The organism is Streptosporangium sp. CA-115845, from assembly GCF_050943795.1.
Classification (GTDB): domain Bacteria; phylum Actinomycetota; class Actinomycetes; order Streptosporangiales; family Streptosporangiaceae; genus Streptosporangium.
Window position 1 is genome coordinate 4015488 of sequence record NZ_CP191988.1, and the last position, 17854, is coordinate 4033341.

Sequence of the window (17854 nt, forward strand, 5' to 3'; positions counted from 1 at the left end):
TGGTTTTAGGATCCCAGCCTTGGGCGGGGTCTTGGTCACAGCCACTCACCGATCACGGCGATCTGGACGGTGGCCTCGAAGCGGACGGCGAGCTTGTCATAGCGGGTGGCCACCGCCCGGTGGCGCTTGAGCCGGTTGATGCCGCACTCCACCGCGTGCCGGGCCTTGTAGTCCTCGGTATCGAAGGCGGGCGGGCGGCCACCGGCCGAGCCGCGCTTTTTACGGTGAGCGATCTGGTCGGCGGGCTCGGGGATGGTGGCGCGGATCCCGCGGCGACGCAGGTAGGTGCGGTTGGCCCGAGAGGAGTAGGCCTTGTCACCGCGCACCCGCTCGGGTCGGCTGCGAGGTCGGCCCGGACCCAGCCGGGCCACCTTGATGGCGTCCAGTACCGCAGCGAACTGCGGGGAGTCTCCACGCTGACCGGCGGTCAGGAGGATGGACAAGGGCTTTTGCCGCTGCTCGCAGGCCAGGTGGATCTTCGTGGTGAGCCCGCCGCGAGAACGGCCGAGCGCGTGATCAGCCGGTTCCGGCCTGCTGATACCGCCCGGCGGTTGCCTTTGCGCGTTGCCATCGCGGCGGGCGCCGGCCGCGTGCTGATGCGCACGGCAGACGGTGGAGTCCACGTTGACCTGCCAGCAGATCAGCCCGGCGGCATCAGCCCTGGCTTGCAGCCTGGCCAGGATCTGCATCCAGACTCCTTCGCGCTGCCAGCGGCGAAACAGGCCGTAGACGGTCTGCCAGGGCCCGTAGACGGCGGGCATGTCCCGCCATGGGGCACCGGTCCGCACCCGCCATCTGATCCCGTTGATGAGCTGGCGTCTCGGCCATACAACCGGGCGACCACGCTTGGCCGTGTCCGGGAGAAGCGGCTCAAGTACCTGCCACTGTTCATCGGTCAGATCCCCACGCACGCAGCGATCATCTCGACAAGAAGTAACACAAAGATCAACTTATGAAACAGGCCCTAGGCCTTGGAGCGTGGGAGTGAGCGAGGAGACCTCTGTCACGTCGCCGGCGGACGACGCCGGGGTGACAAGCAAGGAGGAGATTGTGGGCTTGGGCAGATCGACCGTGAGCGGCTGCCACTCCGACCATGGACTGATCGAGGTGCCCGCGCTCGCCCTGGCCCGCCAGCGCAGCCGGTGGCCGTTGGCAAGGTTACCCGAGGGGATCTCGACTGTCGCTGTCGTGCCTGCGGCTACGTTCACCGCCGAGCCAGCCCAAATCTGGCCGCTGCCTTGGGCGGGCGCCTCGGGGGCGTGTTCGACCTGGAAGTCGACTGTCATCGCCCGGCCGTCGGCGTCGTCCACCCGCGCCTGCAGCGAGGGTGTGATGGACGAAGTCGTGGGCGTCGGGGCGGAGGGAACGGACGGAAGCGCGGAAAGCTGCGAGACGACCGGCACCGCCGGAAGCGGCCCGACATGAAAGGACCATATGAATGGCGCGTCCATCGGATTGGACCACGTGTCGACCGCGTCGGAGGCGGTCACGGTGTACTTGCCATCGGGCAGTTGCGCGGCAGGTGTGAAGACGATGCTGCCACGGTCCGCGGCGATGGAGGACGCCCCCTGGATGTTTTGGCCGTCAGCGTTCTTCAGCGACAGTTGTCCGTCCCAGATTGGCTCGCTGAAAGTCGCCGTCACCTTCGTGCTTCGCGGTACGTCGGCTGCCTCGGCGGCGGGGAGTGTGCCTGTGACGACGGGAGGATCAGTTTCGCCGTCCTCTTCGGGGTTGGGGGCGTCCCAGTCCTCGCCGGGGAGCGGCTGTAGTTTGTTGGTGTTGACGTGGTGCGGGTACTCCAGTCGGCTCTGGATGGCGGGGATCTCGCTCTGCGAGACCCCGGGAAGGTTGGGAACCGACGATTCGGTCCTGACCTTCAGCGACTTGGCCTCCTGGTAGGTCGGCCAGTCGGTGCGGTCCCCGTTGTAGGCGAAGGGGATCATTTCCGAGGGGGCGGGCTCGTAGTCGATGAACAGGATCGGCGCGTGGTTGTCCTCGCGGTCCCATGATCCGCCCTCTGAGGAGCGGTACTGCCGCCAGTTGATGACGGCCGTCTCGCTCACGGCCTGCAGGATCAGGCCGTAGTCCGGCGCTCCGTCGGCCCACGATTGCACGATGTGCTCGATGGAGTGCAGCAACTCTCCTCCGCCTGAGCATCCGGTGGTGTCGCTGTAGGCGGCCTGGTTGGCGGCCTGCCCGCTGGTGGTGGCGCGCGGCTGGTTGTTCCAGGAGATCGTCGCGGGGCTCCACTCCGAGGTGAGCTGCCTGGCCACGATGCCGGAACCGACCTGCAGCCCGCAGTTCTTCGCGCTGCCCGCAGGCGCACCCGAGCGGTAGTTCCACAACAGCAAGTCGGCGTTGAGGATACGCGCGTAGTCCAGATCGGTGCCGTTGATGATGTAACGCAGGTAGATACGCGCGATGTCCTGGCTGGTGGAGGTCGTGCCGGCGCGCAGCCACGTGTCGCTGGCGTGGGAGAGCGTGGGGTTGTTCCTGTTCACCCATGCATCGGCGGCCAGGCCGAGGCCCACCCAGTCACTGGAGACCGACATGGTGATGGGATAGGTCACGGCCGGGTCGGCCAGGAACGCCGCGTCGGGCCGCAGGACCAGGGTGCTCTGGCCATCGGCCGACTCGACGGTGGCGGAGACCTCACCCATCCGGCCGACCTCGGGGGACTCCTCGGCCCGTGCATCGACGGCCTGGACCACGAGGGGCGGGGCGATCGGCGTCGCCTCCTTCGACAGCAGCTGCGGGTGCCCGTCGGAGGTCGTGCCGTAGGACATTCCTTCAGGAAGGGTCAGAGGCAGGCGGACCGTCAGGGGCTCGGCCGGGCGGGAGCGCAATACGACGCTCTGTGTGAACCCGTCGGGCAGGGCGGTCACGACCAGGTCCGCTCCCGCCGCGACGGCGTTGCGGTACTCCACTCGGTTGTGCTTGATGCGAGGGGTGGGCAGCTTGCGGCTGGACCTGATGCCCGCCGCGCCGACCTTGCCGACGCCGGAGACCAGCGCTGTCGAGCCCTCCTTGCCGAACTTCAGCGGAGTCTTGACCCGCTTGGCACTAAACTCGCCCTTATGGGCGATGATGGTCGTGTTGATCGGCTGCCACGACGCCCGCCCGGCCGCGTTTACGGTCTTCAGTTGTACGGGGCTGGTGTGCACCTCGGCCCGGAGAGTCTTACCGTCCGCGTTCGCGAAGACCTTAAGGTTCTCGCCTGAGCGGGCGGGCACTTCCACCGGCTCGCCCGTCTTCACGGCTTTCGCCCAAGCCGCTTCGAGCACCTTGTCTTCGGGCACTGTGGCGGGGTCGACCGGCGATGGGGGCGTGGACGGGACCTGCGTGGGGGCGGCTGTGGGTGTGGGGGTGTCGGCCAGCGCCGGACCTGCAGTCAGCCCGGCAAATAACGCTATTGTCACGGTCGCCGTCAGTGTGACTTTCACGCGCTTCCGGCGTCCGCGAGGACGTGGCACACGCGCCTGTCCGCTGCTCACGGGTATCACTTTCAAGACTCCTACAAGCGACATACCTGCGTTTAATCGATAAGCAGGACTATTTGGGGGATTTCCTGATTTCAGACATGCGGAAAACGCGCTCGGCAGGATGGCCAAGCGCGAAACTCGGGCGATTCAGAGCCGGGAGTTCCCGGTCGGCGGATGGGCATCGCACTGGAGGCCAACGGAGGCGGCAGGAGCGCGATCGGTTCCGACTGCAGGTCTCACGTCATGGGCTCCTGAACACGCGGCAGTAGGCCTTTCCCGGGCGGGATGAGGTGTTTAGCTGATCATTTCGGTCAAGGGGACGTTATCAGCAAATCTGTCAGTCAACCATCCCGTATGGGCCTTTTGTTTTATGTGTGCTTTACGAACCCTGATCCGTACTTCCCTGTTGCGGAGAGTGAGCATTTTGTCGGCGCTGTGTGATTGGTTGGCCACCGTGACATCAGTGCCCTGGGATAGCGGCCTGGATGGCGGCATCGTTGAGCGGTCCGTCGCGGCCTTGCTGCTGCTGGTGGTTTCGTTCGTGAGAAGTGACCGCGAATGCTCGTCACTTCCGGCCGCACCGAGGTGGGCCAGCGTTCGCGAGAAGTGACCGCAGTCGCGGGCTCAGGGGCGTTGGCATCGACGAGAAGCAGGGTGTTGGCGGAGGTCGGTGGCGTCCGCTCACGTGGTGGCTGAGTGCGGTCAGAACTGGCGAACATCGACTCCGCCGGGTCAGAGGTGCGGTCGTCGGCTGCAAACAACTGCGGTCGGAACTGGCGAACAAAACCATCGGGTGTGCTGGTCAGCGGTGAGCATGCGGTGCACTTCCCGCCGAGAACGCTCGCTGTCATCGTGACCCGGGCCGAGGAGCGGGTGCCTGACCGCGACGAATAGTCCCGGTGTCGGCAGTATGGCCTGTGCGGCAACGGCCGTTACGAGATGATCGGGGGGTGGCCGACTCTTCGACCGTTGTCCAGCCGGGCGGCCTGCGCAGGCCGCCCCCCTGCTGTCGCCCCAGCACCTGCGGGCACGTGTTCCACTGCCCGACGTGCGGCGCCGGATCCGCTCACCCGCAGGACGCCGCGAACGACTACTGCGGCGCGTGCGGCTACCAGGAGCGCCCGCCCGTGTGGTGAGTGTCGGGGCTGGGGCTGTTCGTAGGCCGGTGGCCGTGGCGTCGTGATGTTCCTGTGGGGTGCGGAATTCGCTACACCTCCAGCTGTATATCAAGTTCATATATTGATATGATCTTGATGCGTGCGAAGGAGGGGTTTGCATGCATCTGCTGGTAGCGACGACCCAGACGCAGGGCCGCCGCGGCGACGACTTCCACAACGGTGAGGAAGGTGAGCTCGTCCGCTTCGCGTCCCTTTGCGGGCGCGACGGCGGCGACCCCGCCGGAGGGTGCGGCTGTGCCCGGTCCTTCACCGGATTCACCTCGGCGAAGGCCACGACCACCGCCCTGGTGTGCGAGGTCGACATGAGCCGCGACGACTACGTCCAGGCGCTGGTCTCCGCGTACGCCTTCCCTGTGGCCGGCATGGAGGCGTTGGTTGCCGCCGAGGCGGACAGGCTGATCGCCCTGGCCGGGCGGCTGCCGCTCGGCGCGGTCGTCGAGGTGCGGGGGGAGGAGGTTCGCGTCCGGGTCGTGGTGGACGGCGTGTAGCCGGCCACGCCGAGAGGGCGCCCTTCGCGGAGGGGGCCCTCCCGGCGGCGGGGAATTCAGGGTTATTTTCCCCGAAACCCACAACTATCAATAGTATAGTTAGATATGATGAAGATATATCGGGAGTTGTTCAGGGCTCCCGGCACCGACCAGGAGGGGCAATGACCACCACAGCAGCACAACACCCGCACGGCCCGGCCGACCCCGGAAACGGCAGCGTCACCGCCGCCCAGCTGCGGGCGATCGTCAGCGAGGTCTCCGACCGCTACATGGAACGCCCCGGGGTGGTGCAGACGCTGGTGGCCGCCATGCTGGCCGGCCAGCACAGCCTGCTGCTCGGCCCGCCCGGAACGGCCAAATCCGAACTCGCGCGGGACCTGACCGGCCGCATCACCGGCGCCCGGATGTGGGAGATCCTGCTCAGCGCGTACAGCGACCCCAAGCGCATGTTCGGCCCGATCGACGTGGCCGCCCTGATGCAGGGCACCTACACGCAGGTGTTCGAGGGCCGCGCCACGCAGGCCGACATCGCGTTCATCGACGAGATCTTCAAATGCGGGCCCGGGGCGTTGAACGAACTGCTGGGGCTCCTCAACGAACGCCTGTACCACCCGGAAAACGGGGGCGCCCCGATCGAATGCCCGCTGCTCACCGCGATCACGGCCAGCAACGAGCTGCCGTCCGGTGAGGAAAGCGCCGCCATCTACGACCGGCTGCTCGTCCGCATCAGGGTCGACTACCTGGCCGACCTCAGCAACTTCGCGCGGCTGCTGCGCTCCACCTCCGCCCCCGCCGCCACGGCGCCGACCACCGTGGCGCTGGCCGACCTGCAGACCGCCATCCGAACCCACGTGCCCGGCATCGCCGTCCCCGACCCCATCGTGGACGCCGTGTGCACGCTGCGCACCGCGCTGCGCCGCATCGGGATCATCGCCTCCGACCGCCGGTGGCGGCAGGCGATGCGGCTGCTGCAGGCGCTGGCCTTCCTTGAGGGCCGCTCCAGCGTCGAGGTCAACGACCTGCAGATCCTCACCCACGTGCTGTGGGACGCCCCCGAGGAGCAGCCCGCCGTGGAACGGGAGGTGCTGCAACTCATCAACCCGCACGCGCATGAGGCGCTGACCCTGCTGGACGGCGTCATCGCGCTGGAGGTCGAGCTGGACGCGCTCGCGGGCAAGGCGCGGGAGGAAGTCGCTGACTGGGCCATCAACGAGGCGAACGGGAAGCTCCGCAAGGCCGGCCAGCGCCTGGAGGAGCTGCTTCAGCAGTCGAAGGCGGCGGGCCGCTCCACCACCCAGATCACCCAGATCGACGCCAAGCGCCGCGCCGTGCACGCCCGCGTGATGGTCGAGGCGCTCGGCATGGACGCCTCCATGATCACCGCCTGAGAAGGGGCAAACGACATGATCAAACGTAAGCCGTTGACCGCGCTGAAAGACCTCGCGGCCCGCGCCGGGCGGTGGCTCGGCCTGGCCGCCCCGCCCACCCTGCACACCAGCGCCATCGCAAGCGACCCGTTCGACGAGATGGCGTGGCGCGACACCTACGAGCAGGCGGGCGCGCTACGCGACCTGGCCTACGACCTGGCCGACCGGCACGACCACACCGATGACCTGCTGCGCGACGTGTGGAGCGCCGCCTACAAGGCGGCGCCCCAGCTGCGGCCCAGCTCCGATATGGACCGTTCCAGTCTGCTGAACCACCGGGTGGTGTCCGCGCTGCTGGGCAGCGCCGACTTCACGCAGCTGCGCAACAACACCGTCGGCGATCCCTACGCCGCGGCGATGGCGGTACTGGCGCAGAGCGCCTCGCTGCGCGCCATGCTGGAGGAGACCCGGCAGGCGCAGCAGGCCGCCCAAGCCGCCGAAGACGCCCGCCAGCTCGCCGCGCAGGCGGCACACGCCGTGCAAGACGCCCTACAGGCCGCCGCCGCAGCAGCCAGCGACGGCGACGGTGGTGGCGGTGGCGGCGACGCTGGTGTTCCTGACGGTGCCGAACAGCAGGTGGCGGCGGCGATCGCAGCCGCCGAGGCCGCAGATCAGGCCGCCGCCCAGGCCGATGTGGACGCCCACGCGGCGCTCGCTGAAGCCGGCCCCCGCATCGACGCCGCCGCCCGCGCCGCCGCCGCCGAGGCCGCACAGCAGGCCAGCGACGAAGCCGACGTGCTGGCCGCGTGGGGAGTACAAGCCGGGCAGCTGCAGCGGATGAGCTTCGAGGAGCGCAGCCAGCTCGCGCAGCGGCTGGCCGGTAACCGGCTGGCGGAGTTCGCGGCGCTGATCGGCCGGTTCCGCGCCGTGGCGAAAGGAGAGCGGGCCAGCAAGGTACGGGGCGCGCCCGGCGAGCTGGTCGGCGTCACCCTCGGCGACGACCTGTCCCGGCTGGTCCCCTCGGAGCTGGCCGCGTTGGCGGTGGCGCCGCTGCGCGCCGACTTCGTCAGCCGTCTGGCCGAGCGGCGGCTGATGACGTACGAGACGCGCGGTGAGGACATCGCGGGGGAGGGCGCCATCATCGCCTGCGTCGACTGCTCCGGTTCGATGGAGTCGAAGGACGGCGGCGACGTCAGCAGGGAGGCGTGGGCGAAGGCGTGCGCGCTGGCCCTGCTGGACCAGGCCCGCGCCTCCCGCCGCACGTTCGTCGGCGTCCTGTTCGCCAGCGCCGAGCAGGTGGAGGTGTTCACCTTCCGGGAGGGCCGCGCCGACCTGGAGCAGGTGCTGGCGTTCGCCGAACGTTTCTTCGGCGGCGGCACCAGCTTCCAGGCCCCGTTGGACGCGGCGGCCGACGTGCTGCAGGGGCAGTACGACGGCGACGGAACCCGGCACGGCGACATCGTGCTGATCACTGACGGGGAGTGCGGCGTCGACGACGACTGGATGGCGCAGTGGCGCCGGCGCAAGGCGCTGCTGGGCCACCGCGTGTTCGGGGTGACGGTCACCACCCGCCCCAGCCCGGTCCTGGAAGAGCTGTGCGACACCGTCCGAACCGTCACCGACCTGGCCGACCTCGACACGGCCGCCGACCTGTTCCGCCTCATCTAACCCCACGGTACTGAAACGCCCGTTAAAGCAGCAGAAGGGAATCGGATCATGAGCATCGACCCGCAGGCAGCACCGCAGACAGCCCAGCAGGGCGCCCCGCAGGAGGGCGGAGCCCTCGACACGCTCGCAGCGTTCAGCAACTACGCCTCCCTGGAAGGCGGGCAGACACCGATCCTGGGACACCTCGTCCTGTACTCGATTTTCGAGGGGAAAGTGACCGTCGACATGATGCGCCGCTGGTTCCTGGAACTGGGCCTGGACTCGGCGTTCGTACCCGGCGAGATCCGCGAGATCGACGCCTACGAGCGGGTGACCGGCAAGACCGGGGTCCGCGTCACCTACTCGCTGGACGGCGCCCCGGCCGGGCGGCGGCGCCGCGCGCCGGGCGACAAGGCGCGGGAGGCGACCCTGATGATCCGCCACGTCAGCCGTGAGGGACTGCGCCTGGTAAGGCACCTGGTGCGGGAGGTCCGCGACGAAGGCCGCTCCCGGCTCACCTACGACACCCGGCTCGCGGAGGTCGTGTTCTGGCGCGACCCGCTCGACTCCGGCAAACCCGGCAAGGGAACCTTGCAGGTCATCCCCGACCACGCCGCGATCACCGCGCTGGCCCCCGAAGAGCAGGCGAAGGTCCGCGAAACCCTCGACAAGATCGAAGCTGAGTTCCGGTACCAGTGCACGTACCTGACCAGTGACCGGCTGCGCACCGTGATCCGCACCTACGTGGAAGCGCTGCAGGCGGTACGGGTCCGCGCCACCGGAGGCGTCTACTTCGTCCACCGCGCCCACGCCGACACGCTGGCGGCGCTGCGCGAGCTGACCGAACGCATGGGCGGAGGCAGCCACCTGGCGCGTGTCCCTCTCCCCGACCAGGAGGAGATGCGAGAGATGGTCATCGCGGCGTTCACCGCGAAAGCCAAAGAGGATCTCAACAAGCTCGCCGCTGACATCGCCGCAGCCCAGCGGGAAGGCCACTCCGACGCCACGATCGCCGGCCTGCACAAGCGGTTCCGGGCTTTGCAGGCCGCCACCGCCGAACACTCCACGCTGCTGAGCTCCTCCCTGAAGGAGACCAAAGACGCCCTGCTGCTGGTCAACGCCCAGTTCAGCAACCTGCTGTCCCGCAGCGGGTGACGCGACCAGACAGCGCGACGGAAACCACCACCCCACCCCCGGCCAGCAGGCAGAAGGGGGTGGGGTTTTCCGTGTCGGCGGCCGAACCGTACGGCTTCCCCACCCCACCCCACCCCTGTTCCCCACCCAGGCGGGAACAGGGCGTCACAGGCGGACTCAGGGCGCCCCGCGAAGATCTCCGCCCGGCCTGTTCCGCCCTACCTGGCCGGCGGCGGGAACCCCTGGGGGTGGGGGGCGTGTTCGACGAGGCCGCCCCCTCCCGCACCCTTGTCGGTGGGGGGAGAGGGCGTCACCGGCGAGTTCAGTGCCTCCCCGACGCGCCCCCGGCTGGTACAGCCCCGGATTTTCAGGTGGGCAGCGACTCCAGGTGGGTGCGGAACTCCTCCGCTGCGGGTTCCCTGTCGGGGAGCTTCCCGGCGAACGCCCGGAGCTGGTCGGCGGCCCGGCTGGACTCGACTCCGGGCAGGAGGTCGGCGGCGCGGCGCGCCGTGTCGAGGGCACTGCCCAGGTCGCCCTGGTCGAGTTCAGCGGCGGCGACAGCGGCCAGGCCGAGCACCGCGTCGCGGGTGTAGTCGCCGCCGCGCTCAGCGACGCCCTGCTCCAGTAGCCGCACCGCGATGTCGGACCGGCCGAGCCGCACGAACCCCAACCCGACCTCGATCGTGTGGGACGGCTGCCGCATCCAGTAAATCCACGGCGGGTCGTCGTCGGGGTTGCGGCGCCCCCAATGGTCGTCGGCGCGGAACAGGGTTTCGATGGCTTGCCGCTGTTCGCCGGCGGCGGCGTGGGCGCGGACCTGCCACGCGTCGAGCATGGCGTGCACGGTGCGGGAAGCTCCGGCGCCGATGCGTTGCCGGGCGGTGTGCAGCAGATTGAGGGCGGCGCGGCCGTCGCCGGCGTAGGTGTGCTGCATCGCCATGAGCGACAGAATGTACGCGCCGGTCAGGGTGTCGCTTCCGGTGGCGGAGGTGCGCAGCCCCGCATGCCAGTAGCGGTCGGCGGCGGCCTGGCGGCCGGAGTCGAACGCACACCAGCCGGCGAAGCGCAGCAGTTCACCGGCCAAGCCGAGCAGGCGCTGTTCGACCGAGGCCCGGTAGCGGCCGCGGTGGAGCAGCCGGGCCACGAGTTGCAGGTCGGCTTGGGCGAGGTTCAGGCAGTAGTCGCCGCCGACCAGGTCGTCGAGGTGCCACAGCTGGCGGGTTCGGCATTCGACCCAGTTGGTGACGTCGGTATCGACGGTGCCGCCGTTGGCGGCGTGGCTGATTTTCTGCGCGGGCACGGCCGCCCACGCGCTGGCCAGTCGGGCGGCGTCGTCGCCCGCGATGAGGGAGAACGCCCGCCGGTCGGTGTTGGCGTCCAGGCAGCCGGTGAGGGTGAGTTTCGCTGTGCTGGCCGTCCACACCTCGTGCAGTGGTTCGGTGCCGTGGACGGTCAGCAGCCACGACGGCCACGGCAAAGCGAGCACGGTGTTCGGGTCGACGCCGACTTCCTCGGCGATCGCGAACTGCGCGTCGAGTTCCGGCACGGTGCCGCGCTCCCACCGGTGGATCTTCTGCCGGTGGGTGGCCATGTTCAGGCCGGACCGTCGCCGTACGAGTTCGGCGACGTCGGCGAGGGTCCAGCCGCGCTGGTGCCGTAGGTACGTCAGCGGGTGGTGGAACAGGTTCCGGTCGCCGCCCACGCGGAACCCCCTTCTGTCCAGGAGGGTGCAGGAGATGACAGCGAGATTACGTCGTCGCCCTGGCCTGGGCTGCTGGTACCGGCTTGGCTGACATCAGAACGTGACCAGCAGAGCGCGAGGTGCGACGGGAGGGGCCAGTGATGGCCGTCCCCTTCTCCCCACGCTTCGAATAAGGAGCTCTCGGTGATGATCTTCATGTGGGTGGCGGATACCGGAACCGGGTGGTTCGGGTGATCCCGCCGGGACGGGTCGCGTCCCTTGACTTCCGGGGTGAGCCGGCGGACCTGCCGGAAGCGTTCGCGGCGGTGATCGAAGCGGTCGCGAAACTCGTCGACGTGGTCGACGTGACCGGCGACGCGTTCGACACACGGGTACGGGCACGGCCCGGCGGCGTGGTCCGGTTACTGGCCGGCGCGCCGGCCCAGAGTAAAGCGTTCAGCGCGGGCACGCTCGTCGTGACAATGGTGCTGGAGGAAACCACCGGCTGGTCGCTTGAGGAGATGAAAGCGATTCTCGGCGCGGTGCGGCGGGTACCGTTCACCGCCACCGAAATGGGGGTGCTGCGCGCGCAGATGCCGCTGACCGGGGAGCTGCCGCTGTTCGCGCCGCCGGGCTGTCTGTCGCAGGTGGCGCCGGTGTTGACCGTGCACCACATGACGGACTTCCTGGTGCTCGTCGAAGCGGTGCGGGCGATGGGGGTGCCGGCGCAAGCCATCACCGTGCTCGACAAGGGGTACCCGTACCGGCACACCGCCCGGGTTGACACCCACCTGACCCGGCAGGGCGTCACGGTGTGGTCGTGGGAGCGGGCCGCGGACGCGTTGGACGACCACGCCTGCCGGGCCGCCCAGCTCGGCCGGAAAGGGCTGCTGGTCGACGACGGCGGGTACACCCTGCCGGTGCTGCTGGCCGACCGGCCCGGCCTGCTGCCGGGCTTCGTCGGCTTGGTCGAGCAAACCATGTCCGGCATCACGAAGCTGGAACCGTGGCAGGGGCGGTTGCCGTTGCCGGTGTTCTCCGTCGCCGAGTCGACGATGAAAGCAACGGTGGAGTCGTACGGGGTGGCGGACGCGGCGATCCGTAACATGCTGCGGCTGCTGCCGGAGGAGAAACTCGAAGGGCAGCCCGCCCTGGTGGTGGGGTGGGGCCGCATCGGCGAGCAGGTCGCGGAGGTACTGCGGTCCCGGCGGATGCGGGTGGCGGTGCACGACCAGCAGTTGGTGCGGCTCGTCGCCGCCCACGAGCGGGGATTCGTCACCGGCCGCTGCCTGAGCGCGCTGCTGTCGGAGCACCGGCCGGTGCTGGTCGTCGGCAGCACCGGCCGGACGTGTCTGCGGGGCGAGCACGCCGCCGCCATCCGCGGCGACTGCCACTTGGTGTCGACCACGTCACGGGACCGGGAGTTCGCGGTCGCCGAGCTCGCCGGCGAAGCCGTGCACGTCAGCGACGGCGGGCTGCTGGGTCTGGGGTTGCGGCTGCGATCAGGGGCGCGGGTGACGATCGTCGGCGACGGGTACCCGGTGAACTTCCACCACGCCGAGTCGCTGCCGAACAGCTACTCCGATGTGATCCTCGCGAGTCTCCTCGTGGGCGCCGCCACTCTCGCCGCCCCCGGCCACGGGTTCGCACCGGGCCATAACGTGGCCGCGTCGAACCGGGTTCTGGAATCGTGCGGGCTGCTGGAACGGTACTACGCCCGGTTCGGTCCGAAAGCCGCCCGGTGACGCGGCCGGTCACCGGACAGGGGGAGCGGTACTTCACCGTCGCCGACGCGGGGACGATGTTCAACCCGGGAGTGGTGACCAGCAACGCCCGCCGCCGCCGCGTCTGGTACGAGGAACACGACCCGGCCGCCGCGGTGAGGATCGCGCTCACCGTCGCCCGCCGCTCCTGGATCGACGCGGTAACGGTCGTCCCCGCCGGGGTTGCCCTGGCCGGGGCGGGCCTGGCGTTGGCGTTCGGCGAACACCTGTACGAGGTGCGGCGGTTACGGGGGCTGCGGGGGGCGTGTGTGACGAGCCCGGTGAGGCCGCCGCTGCCGCGGGCCCGGCTGTGCCGGCTGCCGCACCTGGTCACTGTCGAAGGGCGCGACGGGGCGTGGCGGGATGTCGCGGTGTGGGAAGTCATGCACGCCGACCGGTTCCAGGCGTGGCTGGGCCGTGACAGCGCTGACCTGAAAATCGTGGAGCAGTGGCTGCCGCACCTTCTGAGGTTGCGGGGTGCGGTGCGGGCCAGGGAACTACCTGACAGCGGGGCCGTTCGGGCGCTGTACGCGCTGCTGGAAACCCGTTACCTGTCGCTTCGCCTGGTGCTGGAAAACCCGCACCTGTTCGAAACGTTACTTACGAAGGAGACACGTTGACTAGCAGTTGGTTTTCGCCGTCCGGCGGTGACCTGTCAGCCGGGTATGCCCGCCACGCCGGAACGTTGCGGGGCGCGCTGCGGCACGCCCTGGTGGCTCGGGCGTTGCGCACCCACCTGCCTGACGGGCAGCAGCAGGTGTTGGACGTCGGCGGCGGCGACGGCCACCAGGCCGCGCAGCTTGCCCGCGCCGGCCACCTGGTGACGGTGCTCGACCCGGACACGGCAATGCTGGAACGCGCCGCTGCCCGGATCGCCGCCGAACCCGGCGAGGTGCGGGACCGGGTTCGTCTCGTCGAAGGAGACGGCGAACACGCCGAAGACGTGGTCGGCGGCGGCTTCGACGCGGTGCTGTGCCACGGCGTGCTCATGTACGTCGCTGACCCTGACCGGTTTATCCGGCACCTGGCGAGGGCGGCCCGGCCGGGCGGCCTGGTGTCGTTGATGACGAAAAACCAGGACGCGCTGGCCATGCGGCCCGGGCTGGAAGGCCGGTGGCCTGACACGCTCACCGCGCTGCGTGGCGGCCCGCAGCTGGGCAACCTGGGGGTGACCAGCCGCGCCCACAGCGCCGCCGCTGTCGCAACGATGCTGGCGGAGGCGGGCGCGGCCACCACCGCCTGGTACGGGGTGCGGGTGTTCACCGACCATCTGGGCGACGCCCCCGTAGGGGAGAACTTCGACCTGGTGCTCGACGCCGAATGGGAGGCGGGGCGCCGCGACCCGTACCGGCGGGTCGCCCGGCTGCTGCATTTCGTCGCGTGGACCGCCCGGGAAGGACAGTGACCGGAATGCGAACAGCACCTCTTACCGTGGTGGACGCCTGGTCAATGGCGCGCCGCAGCTGCAGCCGGTCGTGTTTCTGCTACCACGCGACGTGGCGGCCGTTCCGCCAGGCCGGAATGAAAAGCAACCCGCGCTGGCACCTCGACTTCTACCAGCAGGGTCTCGCCGGGCGAACCCCCGCCAGGGTGCTGGTGTGCGGCTCGTCGGACGAGACGATGCCGCAGCTGCTGACCGGGTTGCTGCCCCGCGCGGAGGTCACTGTCGCGGACGCCTGCCCTACGCCGCTGCGTCTCATCGACGCGTGGGCCGACTGGGTGGGGGCGGACGTTGTCACCGCCCGGTCACACGCCCCCAGGTTGGCCGGCCTGTCCGGACCATTCGATGTGATCGTCACTGACGGGTTGTTGTCGCTGCTGCCGGGCACGGCCGCGCGAGACGCGCTGCTCGCCCGGTGGGCGGAGCTGCTGGCCGGCAACGGTGTGCTGCTGTACACGACCCGGCTGGCGGGTCCGGGCGGCCGGCTGGAGTTCGACAAACCCAGCCGGGCGGTGCAGGCGTTAGCTGCCGCGGCGTGGCCCGCCCCGCCGGCGGAGCGGGTGCGGCTCGCCCGGGAGCGGTGGCAGACACCGTCCCGGCCCGCCCCGTACAAGACGGCTGGGCAGGTCGCTGACGCGTTCCGCGCGCAGTTCAAGCAGGTGAGGGTGTTCACTCGGGCGGCGGCGCCGACGCTGACGTTGGCGGCGCATCCGGCGTTTTGGGTAGGGCGGGGCAGCGTGTGTGTCGGCGTGGTCGCCGCCCTGCCGAGAGAGGAGCGGTGATGCAGCCGGTCAACATTTCCGTGTACCGGCCCGGTACCGTCCTGGACGACGAGCTCGCCGGCCTCGGGTACGCGGCGATGCGGGGCTGGCCGGACCAGCGGCCGGTGACGGCCGCGCTGGTGCGGTCACGGCTCCGCCCGCCGGGGAAGGCGCTGCCGACGATGCTGTTCGTGTCGCGGACGGCGAGCGGCGGCCTGGCCGCCGCGGCGGCGGTGCGGCATTCCGCGGCGCCCGGCGCACCGGCCCGGCTGTGGGGGCCTGTGGTCGCCCCCGAATGGCAGCGGCGCGGGCTGGGCACCCTGCTGCTGCAGTACGTGACGGATTATCTGCCCGGTCATGGGGTGGTGGCGCTCACCGCGGAAATCCCGGCGTCCCGCGAGCACGGGTGCGCCCTGTACGAACGCGCCGGATGGGTTCCGCACTCGTCGGCGGTGCTGCTGAAAGGGCCGCTCGCACCACCCGCCCGCCCCCCAGCCGGCGGGGTGCGGGTGCGGCCGGTGGGGGTGTCTGACGCGGCCGCGCTGGGCCGCCTGTACCGGGCGGTCAACCCCGGGCAGGGGAGTGCCGTGGCGGAGAACACGTACTGGCGGTGGGGGAGCGACGAACGGTTCGTCGCTGACGGGCTGCTCGGCGTGGACGGCGCCGTCGGGGAGTTGCGGGCGGCCGCCCTGGTGTACCCGCTCATTCACGCGTCGCCGGGGGAGCCCGCGGAGGCGTTACTGGCCGACGTGCTCGTGCGGCCCGGCGAGGACCGGGCGGCGGTGGCGCAGCCGCTGATCGCGGCGGCGTTGGCCGCCGGCGCCCGCCATGACGCCGTGGTGGCCCGCGCCGTGGTTCCGGCCGCCCAGCGTGACTTGCTGGCAGACCTGCGCGCGGCAGGCCTGACCGCTCGGGAAGACATCCGCTACTACCAGGCGCCGCTGACATCATCTGCTCGAAGGGAAGCGTCATGACATCGCCTGCTGTTTCGTCGTCGCATCGGACGTTGGGCCGGTGCGGTATCACCGTGCCCGCGGTCGGGGTCGGCTGCTGGGGGATCGGCGGCCCGGCGGAAAACCTGGGTCTACCGATGGGGTGGTCCACCGGTGGTTCCGCAGCGGCTGCCGCCGCCGGCCTGGAAACCGCCTGGCAGGGCGGCGCCCGCCTGTTCGACACCGCTGACGTGTACGGGTTGGGCCGGTCTGAGAGGCTGCTGGGGGAGTTGGTGGCGCGGGTGCCGCGCGACGAGATCGTGCTGGTGTCCAAGGTCGGCTACTTCGCAGGCACCGCCCAGCATGGGTTCGACCCGCGGCACATGCGCCGCCAGCTGGAACAAACCCTGGACAACCTGCGCACCGACCACGTCGACGTGTATTTCCTGCATCATTCGGAGTTCGGGGCCGGTGACCGATGGTTGGAGCCTGCGGTCGAGGCGATGCGGGCGTTCACCCGGGAGGGGCTGATCCGGGCGGTCGGTATGCGTGGGCCGCACCGGTTCGCGCGTGATCGTCTTACTGTGGCTGCGGACCAGCGCGGCGACAAGATCGCCCGGTTCCGGGCGGTGTTCGACGTGGTTCGCCCGGACGTGCTCGCGGTCCGCGACCACTTGCTGTCACCTGCCGCCCGCTCGGAAGGGATTTTCGCGTTCGCGGAGCGGCACAACGTCGGCGTGCTGATCAACAAGCCGTTGGCGCAGGGCCTGCTCACCGGCGTCTACGACCCCACGGCCCTGCCGCTGTTCGGGGCGGGAGATCACCGCGCCCGGAAGCGGTGGTTCACCCCCGCGGCGATCGAGGTCATCAACGGCGGGTTGAAGGAACTTCACGGCGTGGTCGGCTGGAACCGCAAAGACCTGATCCGGGTCGCTTTGTGGGCGTGTTTGGGCCGGTACGAGCAGGCGGCGGTGCTGGTGGGGTTCACCACGCCGGAGCAGGTGGCGATGAACCTGTCCGCGCTGGGCGACCCCCCGCACCCGGAGCTGATCGCCCAAGCCCGCGCGATCATGGGGCGGGTGCAGTCCCGCCTGGACGAACAAGGCGAGGTTTTCCTCGACGAAACCGGGGGAGGCGCCTGATGGGCGGGGCCGGCCACCAGCAGCTGAGTTTCTCGCCGCCGGAGGCGCAGCATGATGTGCGGCCGGGCCAGGTGCGGGTGCTGACGCTCAACGTGCAGCACGCCAGCCCGTCCCGGTCGCGGCGGCAAGCTGACTGGTTGACGGGGCAGGACGCCGACGTGGTTGTGCTGACCGAGGTGACGCCGGGCGGCCACAGCATCGCTCAGGAGTTGAGCGAGCGGGGGTTCGCCGTGCACCTAGCCGACGGCGGCTCCGACTACCTGACTGTGGTCGCCTCCCGCGTCGGCAAGCAGGAACCGGTCCCCGAGGTGCGGCCCGGTCACCTGCCGCACCGGTGCGCCGCTGTCCGCGTCCACCTCGACGACGGGCTCACCGTCGGCGTGGTCGGCCTGTACGTGCCGTCCCGCGGCCCCCGAGAACGCCGCAACGTCGACAAACGCGCGTTTCAGAACGCGGTGGTGGAGTTGCTGCCCGACATGGCTGGTGAGCTCGCCGTGACGGGCCCTGTCGTCATCGCCGGAGACCTGAACGTCGTCGAACGGGGCCACCGGCCGCACCACACCGTGTTCGGCGCCTGGGAGTACGAGTTTTACGCCGCGTTCGCCGCCGCCGGGTACGGCGACGCTTTCCGCCACTGCCACCCCGACGGGCTCGACCACTCCTGGTACGGGCGCCGCAGCGGCGAAGGCTACCGCTTCGACCATATTTTCAGCTCGCCCGTGGCCGCGGTCGTCGACTGCCGTTACGTGCACGAGCCACGCACCACGGGACTCAGTGACCACGCGGCGATGACCGCGACCCTCGCCGTGCCCGCCAGCACTCTCTAACACCGCTCGTC

Annotated in this window: 15 protein-coding genes; 12 read left to right on the forward strand and 3 right to left on the reverse strand. The window is 69.9% G+C overall.

What is annotated here, in order from left to right:
* Positions 1-35 precede the first annotated feature (35 nt).
* Together ACQP0P_RS20560 and ACQP0P_RS20565 are read right to left on the reverse strand one after the other, a co-directional pair.
* On the reverse strand, positions 36-911 hold the full coding sequence (locus tag ACQP0P_RS20560) for an IS5 family transposase (protein WP_433378005.1): 876 nt from the start codon (positions 909-911) through the stop codon (positions 36-38).
* 39 nt (positions 912-950) lie between these two features.
* Positions 951-3299 carry a DNRLRE domain-containing protein gene (locus tag ACQP0P_RS20565; RefSeq protein ID WP_433379311.1) on the reverse strand — a complete coding sequence of 783 codons (2349 nt, stop codon included), beginning with the start codon at positions 3297-3299 and terminating at the stop codon, positions 951-953.
* A gap of 1133 nt (positions 3300-4432) precedes the next feature.
* Between ACQP0P_RS20565 and ACQP0P_RS20570 the strand changes: the two genes are divergently transcribed.
* From ACQP0P_RS20570 to ACQP0P_RS20590, 5 genes are all read left to right on the forward strand, one after another.
* Positions 4433-4618: a hypothetical protein gene (locus ACQP0P_RS20570; RefSeq protein WP_433379314.1), complete on the forward strand. Its 186-nt coding sequence runs from the start codon at positions 4433-4435 to the stop codon at positions 4616-4618.
* A 140-nt stretch (positions 4619-4758) separates the two neighbouring features.
* Positions 4759-5148 (forward strand): DUF7715 family protein, encoded by a 390-nt coding sequence (locus tag ACQP0P_RS20575; RefSeq protein ID WP_433379317.1) that lies wholly within the window; start codon positions 4759-4761, stop codon positions 5146-5148.
* Between the two features lie 161 nt (positions 5149-5309).
* Positions 5310-6536, forward strand: coding sequence for an AAA family ATPase (locus tag ACQP0P_RS20580; RefSeq protein ID WP_433379320.1), 1227 nt, complete (start codon positions 5310-5312; stop codon positions 6534-6536).
* A 15-nt stretch (positions 6537-6551) separates the two neighbouring features.
* Complete coding sequence (locus ACQP0P_RS20585) at positions 6552-8183, forward strand: VWA domain-containing protein (protein ID WP_433379323.1); 1632 nt, start codon at positions 6552-6554, stop codon at positions 8181-8183.
* A 48-nt stretch (positions 8184-8231) separates the two neighbouring features.
* Positions 8232-9317, forward strand: a complete 1086-nt coding sequence (locus ACQP0P_RS20590; RefSeq protein WP_433379326.1) for a DUF6744 family protein — start codon at positions 8232-8234, stop codon at positions 9315-9317.
* Positions 9318-9663: 346 nt separating this feature from the next.
* Here the strand turns inward: ACQP0P_RS20590 and ACQP0P_RS20595 are convergent, their stop codons facing one another.
* Positions 9664-10998, reverse strand: a complete 1335-nt coding sequence (locus tag ACQP0P_RS20595; protein WP_433379329.1) for a helix-turn-helix domain-containing protein — start codon at positions 10996-10998, stop codon at positions 9664-9666.
* 197 nt (positions 10999-11195) lie between these two features.
* On the opposite strand from ACQP0P_RS20595, the gene ACQP0P_RS20600 reads away from it, so the two are divergent.
* The 7 genes from ACQP0P_RS20600 to ACQP0P_RS20630 are packed head-to-tail and all read left to right on the forward strand — an operon-like array spanning position 11196 to position 17843.
* Entirely contained in the window at positions 11196-12722 is a 1527-nt protein-coding gene (locus tag ACQP0P_RS20600) for a hypothetical protein (protein ID WP_433379332.1), read from the forward strand.
* On the forward strand, positions 12719-13360 hold the full coding sequence (locus ACQP0P_RS20605) for a hypothetical protein (RefSeq protein WP_433379335.1): 642 nt from the start codon (positions 12719-12721) through the stop codon (positions 13358-13360). Before ACQP0P_RS20600 ends, ACQP0P_RS20605 begins: the two co-directional genes overlap by 4 nt.
* Positions 13357-14145, forward strand: coding sequence for a methyltransferase (locus tag ACQP0P_RS20610; RefSeq protein WP_433379338.1), 789 nt, complete (start codon positions 13357-13359; stop codon positions 14143-14145). The genes ACQP0P_RS20605 and ACQP0P_RS20610 overlap by 4 nt, the downstream gene beginning before the upstream one ends.
* 5 nt (positions 14146-14150) lie before the next feature.
* Complete coding sequence (locus tag ACQP0P_RS20615) at positions 14151-14963, forward strand: hypothetical protein (protein ID WP_433379341.1); 813 nt, start codon at positions 14151-14153, stop codon at positions 14961-14963.
* On the forward strand, positions 14963-15916 hold the full coding sequence (locus ACQP0P_RS20620; RefSeq protein WP_433379344.1) for a GNAT family N-acetyltransferase: 954 nt from the start codon (positions 14963-14965) through the stop codon (positions 15914-15916). Before ACQP0P_RS20615 ends, ACQP0P_RS20620 begins: the two co-directional genes overlap by 1 nt.
* A 53-nt stretch (positions 15917-15969) precedes the next feature.
* Positions 15970-17016: an aldo/keto reductase gene (locus ACQP0P_RS20625; RefSeq protein WP_433379347.1), complete on the forward strand. Its 1047-nt coding sequence runs from the start codon at positions 15970-15972 to the stop codon at positions 17014-17016.
* Positions 17016-17843: an endonuclease/exonuclease/phosphatase family protein gene (locus ACQP0P_RS20630; RefSeq protein WP_433379350.1), complete on the forward strand. Its 828-nt coding sequence runs from the start codon at positions 17016-17018 to the stop codon at positions 17841-17843. Before ACQP0P_RS20625 ends, ACQP0P_RS20630 begins: the two co-directional genes overlap by 1 nt.
* Positions 17844-17854 lie beyond the last annotated feature (11 nt).

What these genes read in the sequence shown, in the direction of transcription:
- ACQP0P_RS20585 (WP_433379323.1), top strand. Translation starts at nt 6,552, where the DNA reads ATGATCAAACGTAAGCCGTTGACCGCGCTGAAAGACCTCGCGGCCCGC.
- ACQP0P_RS20580 (WP_433379320.1), top strand. Translation starts at nt 5,310, where the DNA reads ATGACCACCACAGCAGCACAACACCCGCACGGCCCGGCCGACCCCGGA.
- ACQP0P_RS20630 (WP_433379350.1), top strand. Translation starts at nt 17,016, where the DNA reads ATGGGCGGGGCCGGCCACCAGCAGCTGAGTTTCTCGCCGCCGGAGGCG.
- ACQP0P_RS20620 (WP_433379344.1), top strand. Translation starts at nt 14,963, where the DNA reads ATGCAGCCGGTCAACATTTCCGTGTACCGGCCCGGTACCGTCCTGGAC.
- ACQP0P_RS20590 (WP_433379326.1), top strand. Translation starts at nt 8,232, where the DNA reads ATGAGCATCGACCCGCAGGCAGCACCGCAGACAGCCCAGCAGGGCGCC.
- ACQP0P_RS20575 (WP_433379317.1), top strand. Translation starts at nt 4,759, where the DNA reads ATGCATCTGCTGGTAGCGACGACCCAGACGCAGGGCCGCCGCGGCGAC.
- ACQP0P_RS20615 (WP_433379341.1), top strand. Translation starts at nt 14,151, where the DNA reads ATGCGAACAGCACCTCTTACCGTGGTGGACGCCTGGTCAATGGCGCGC.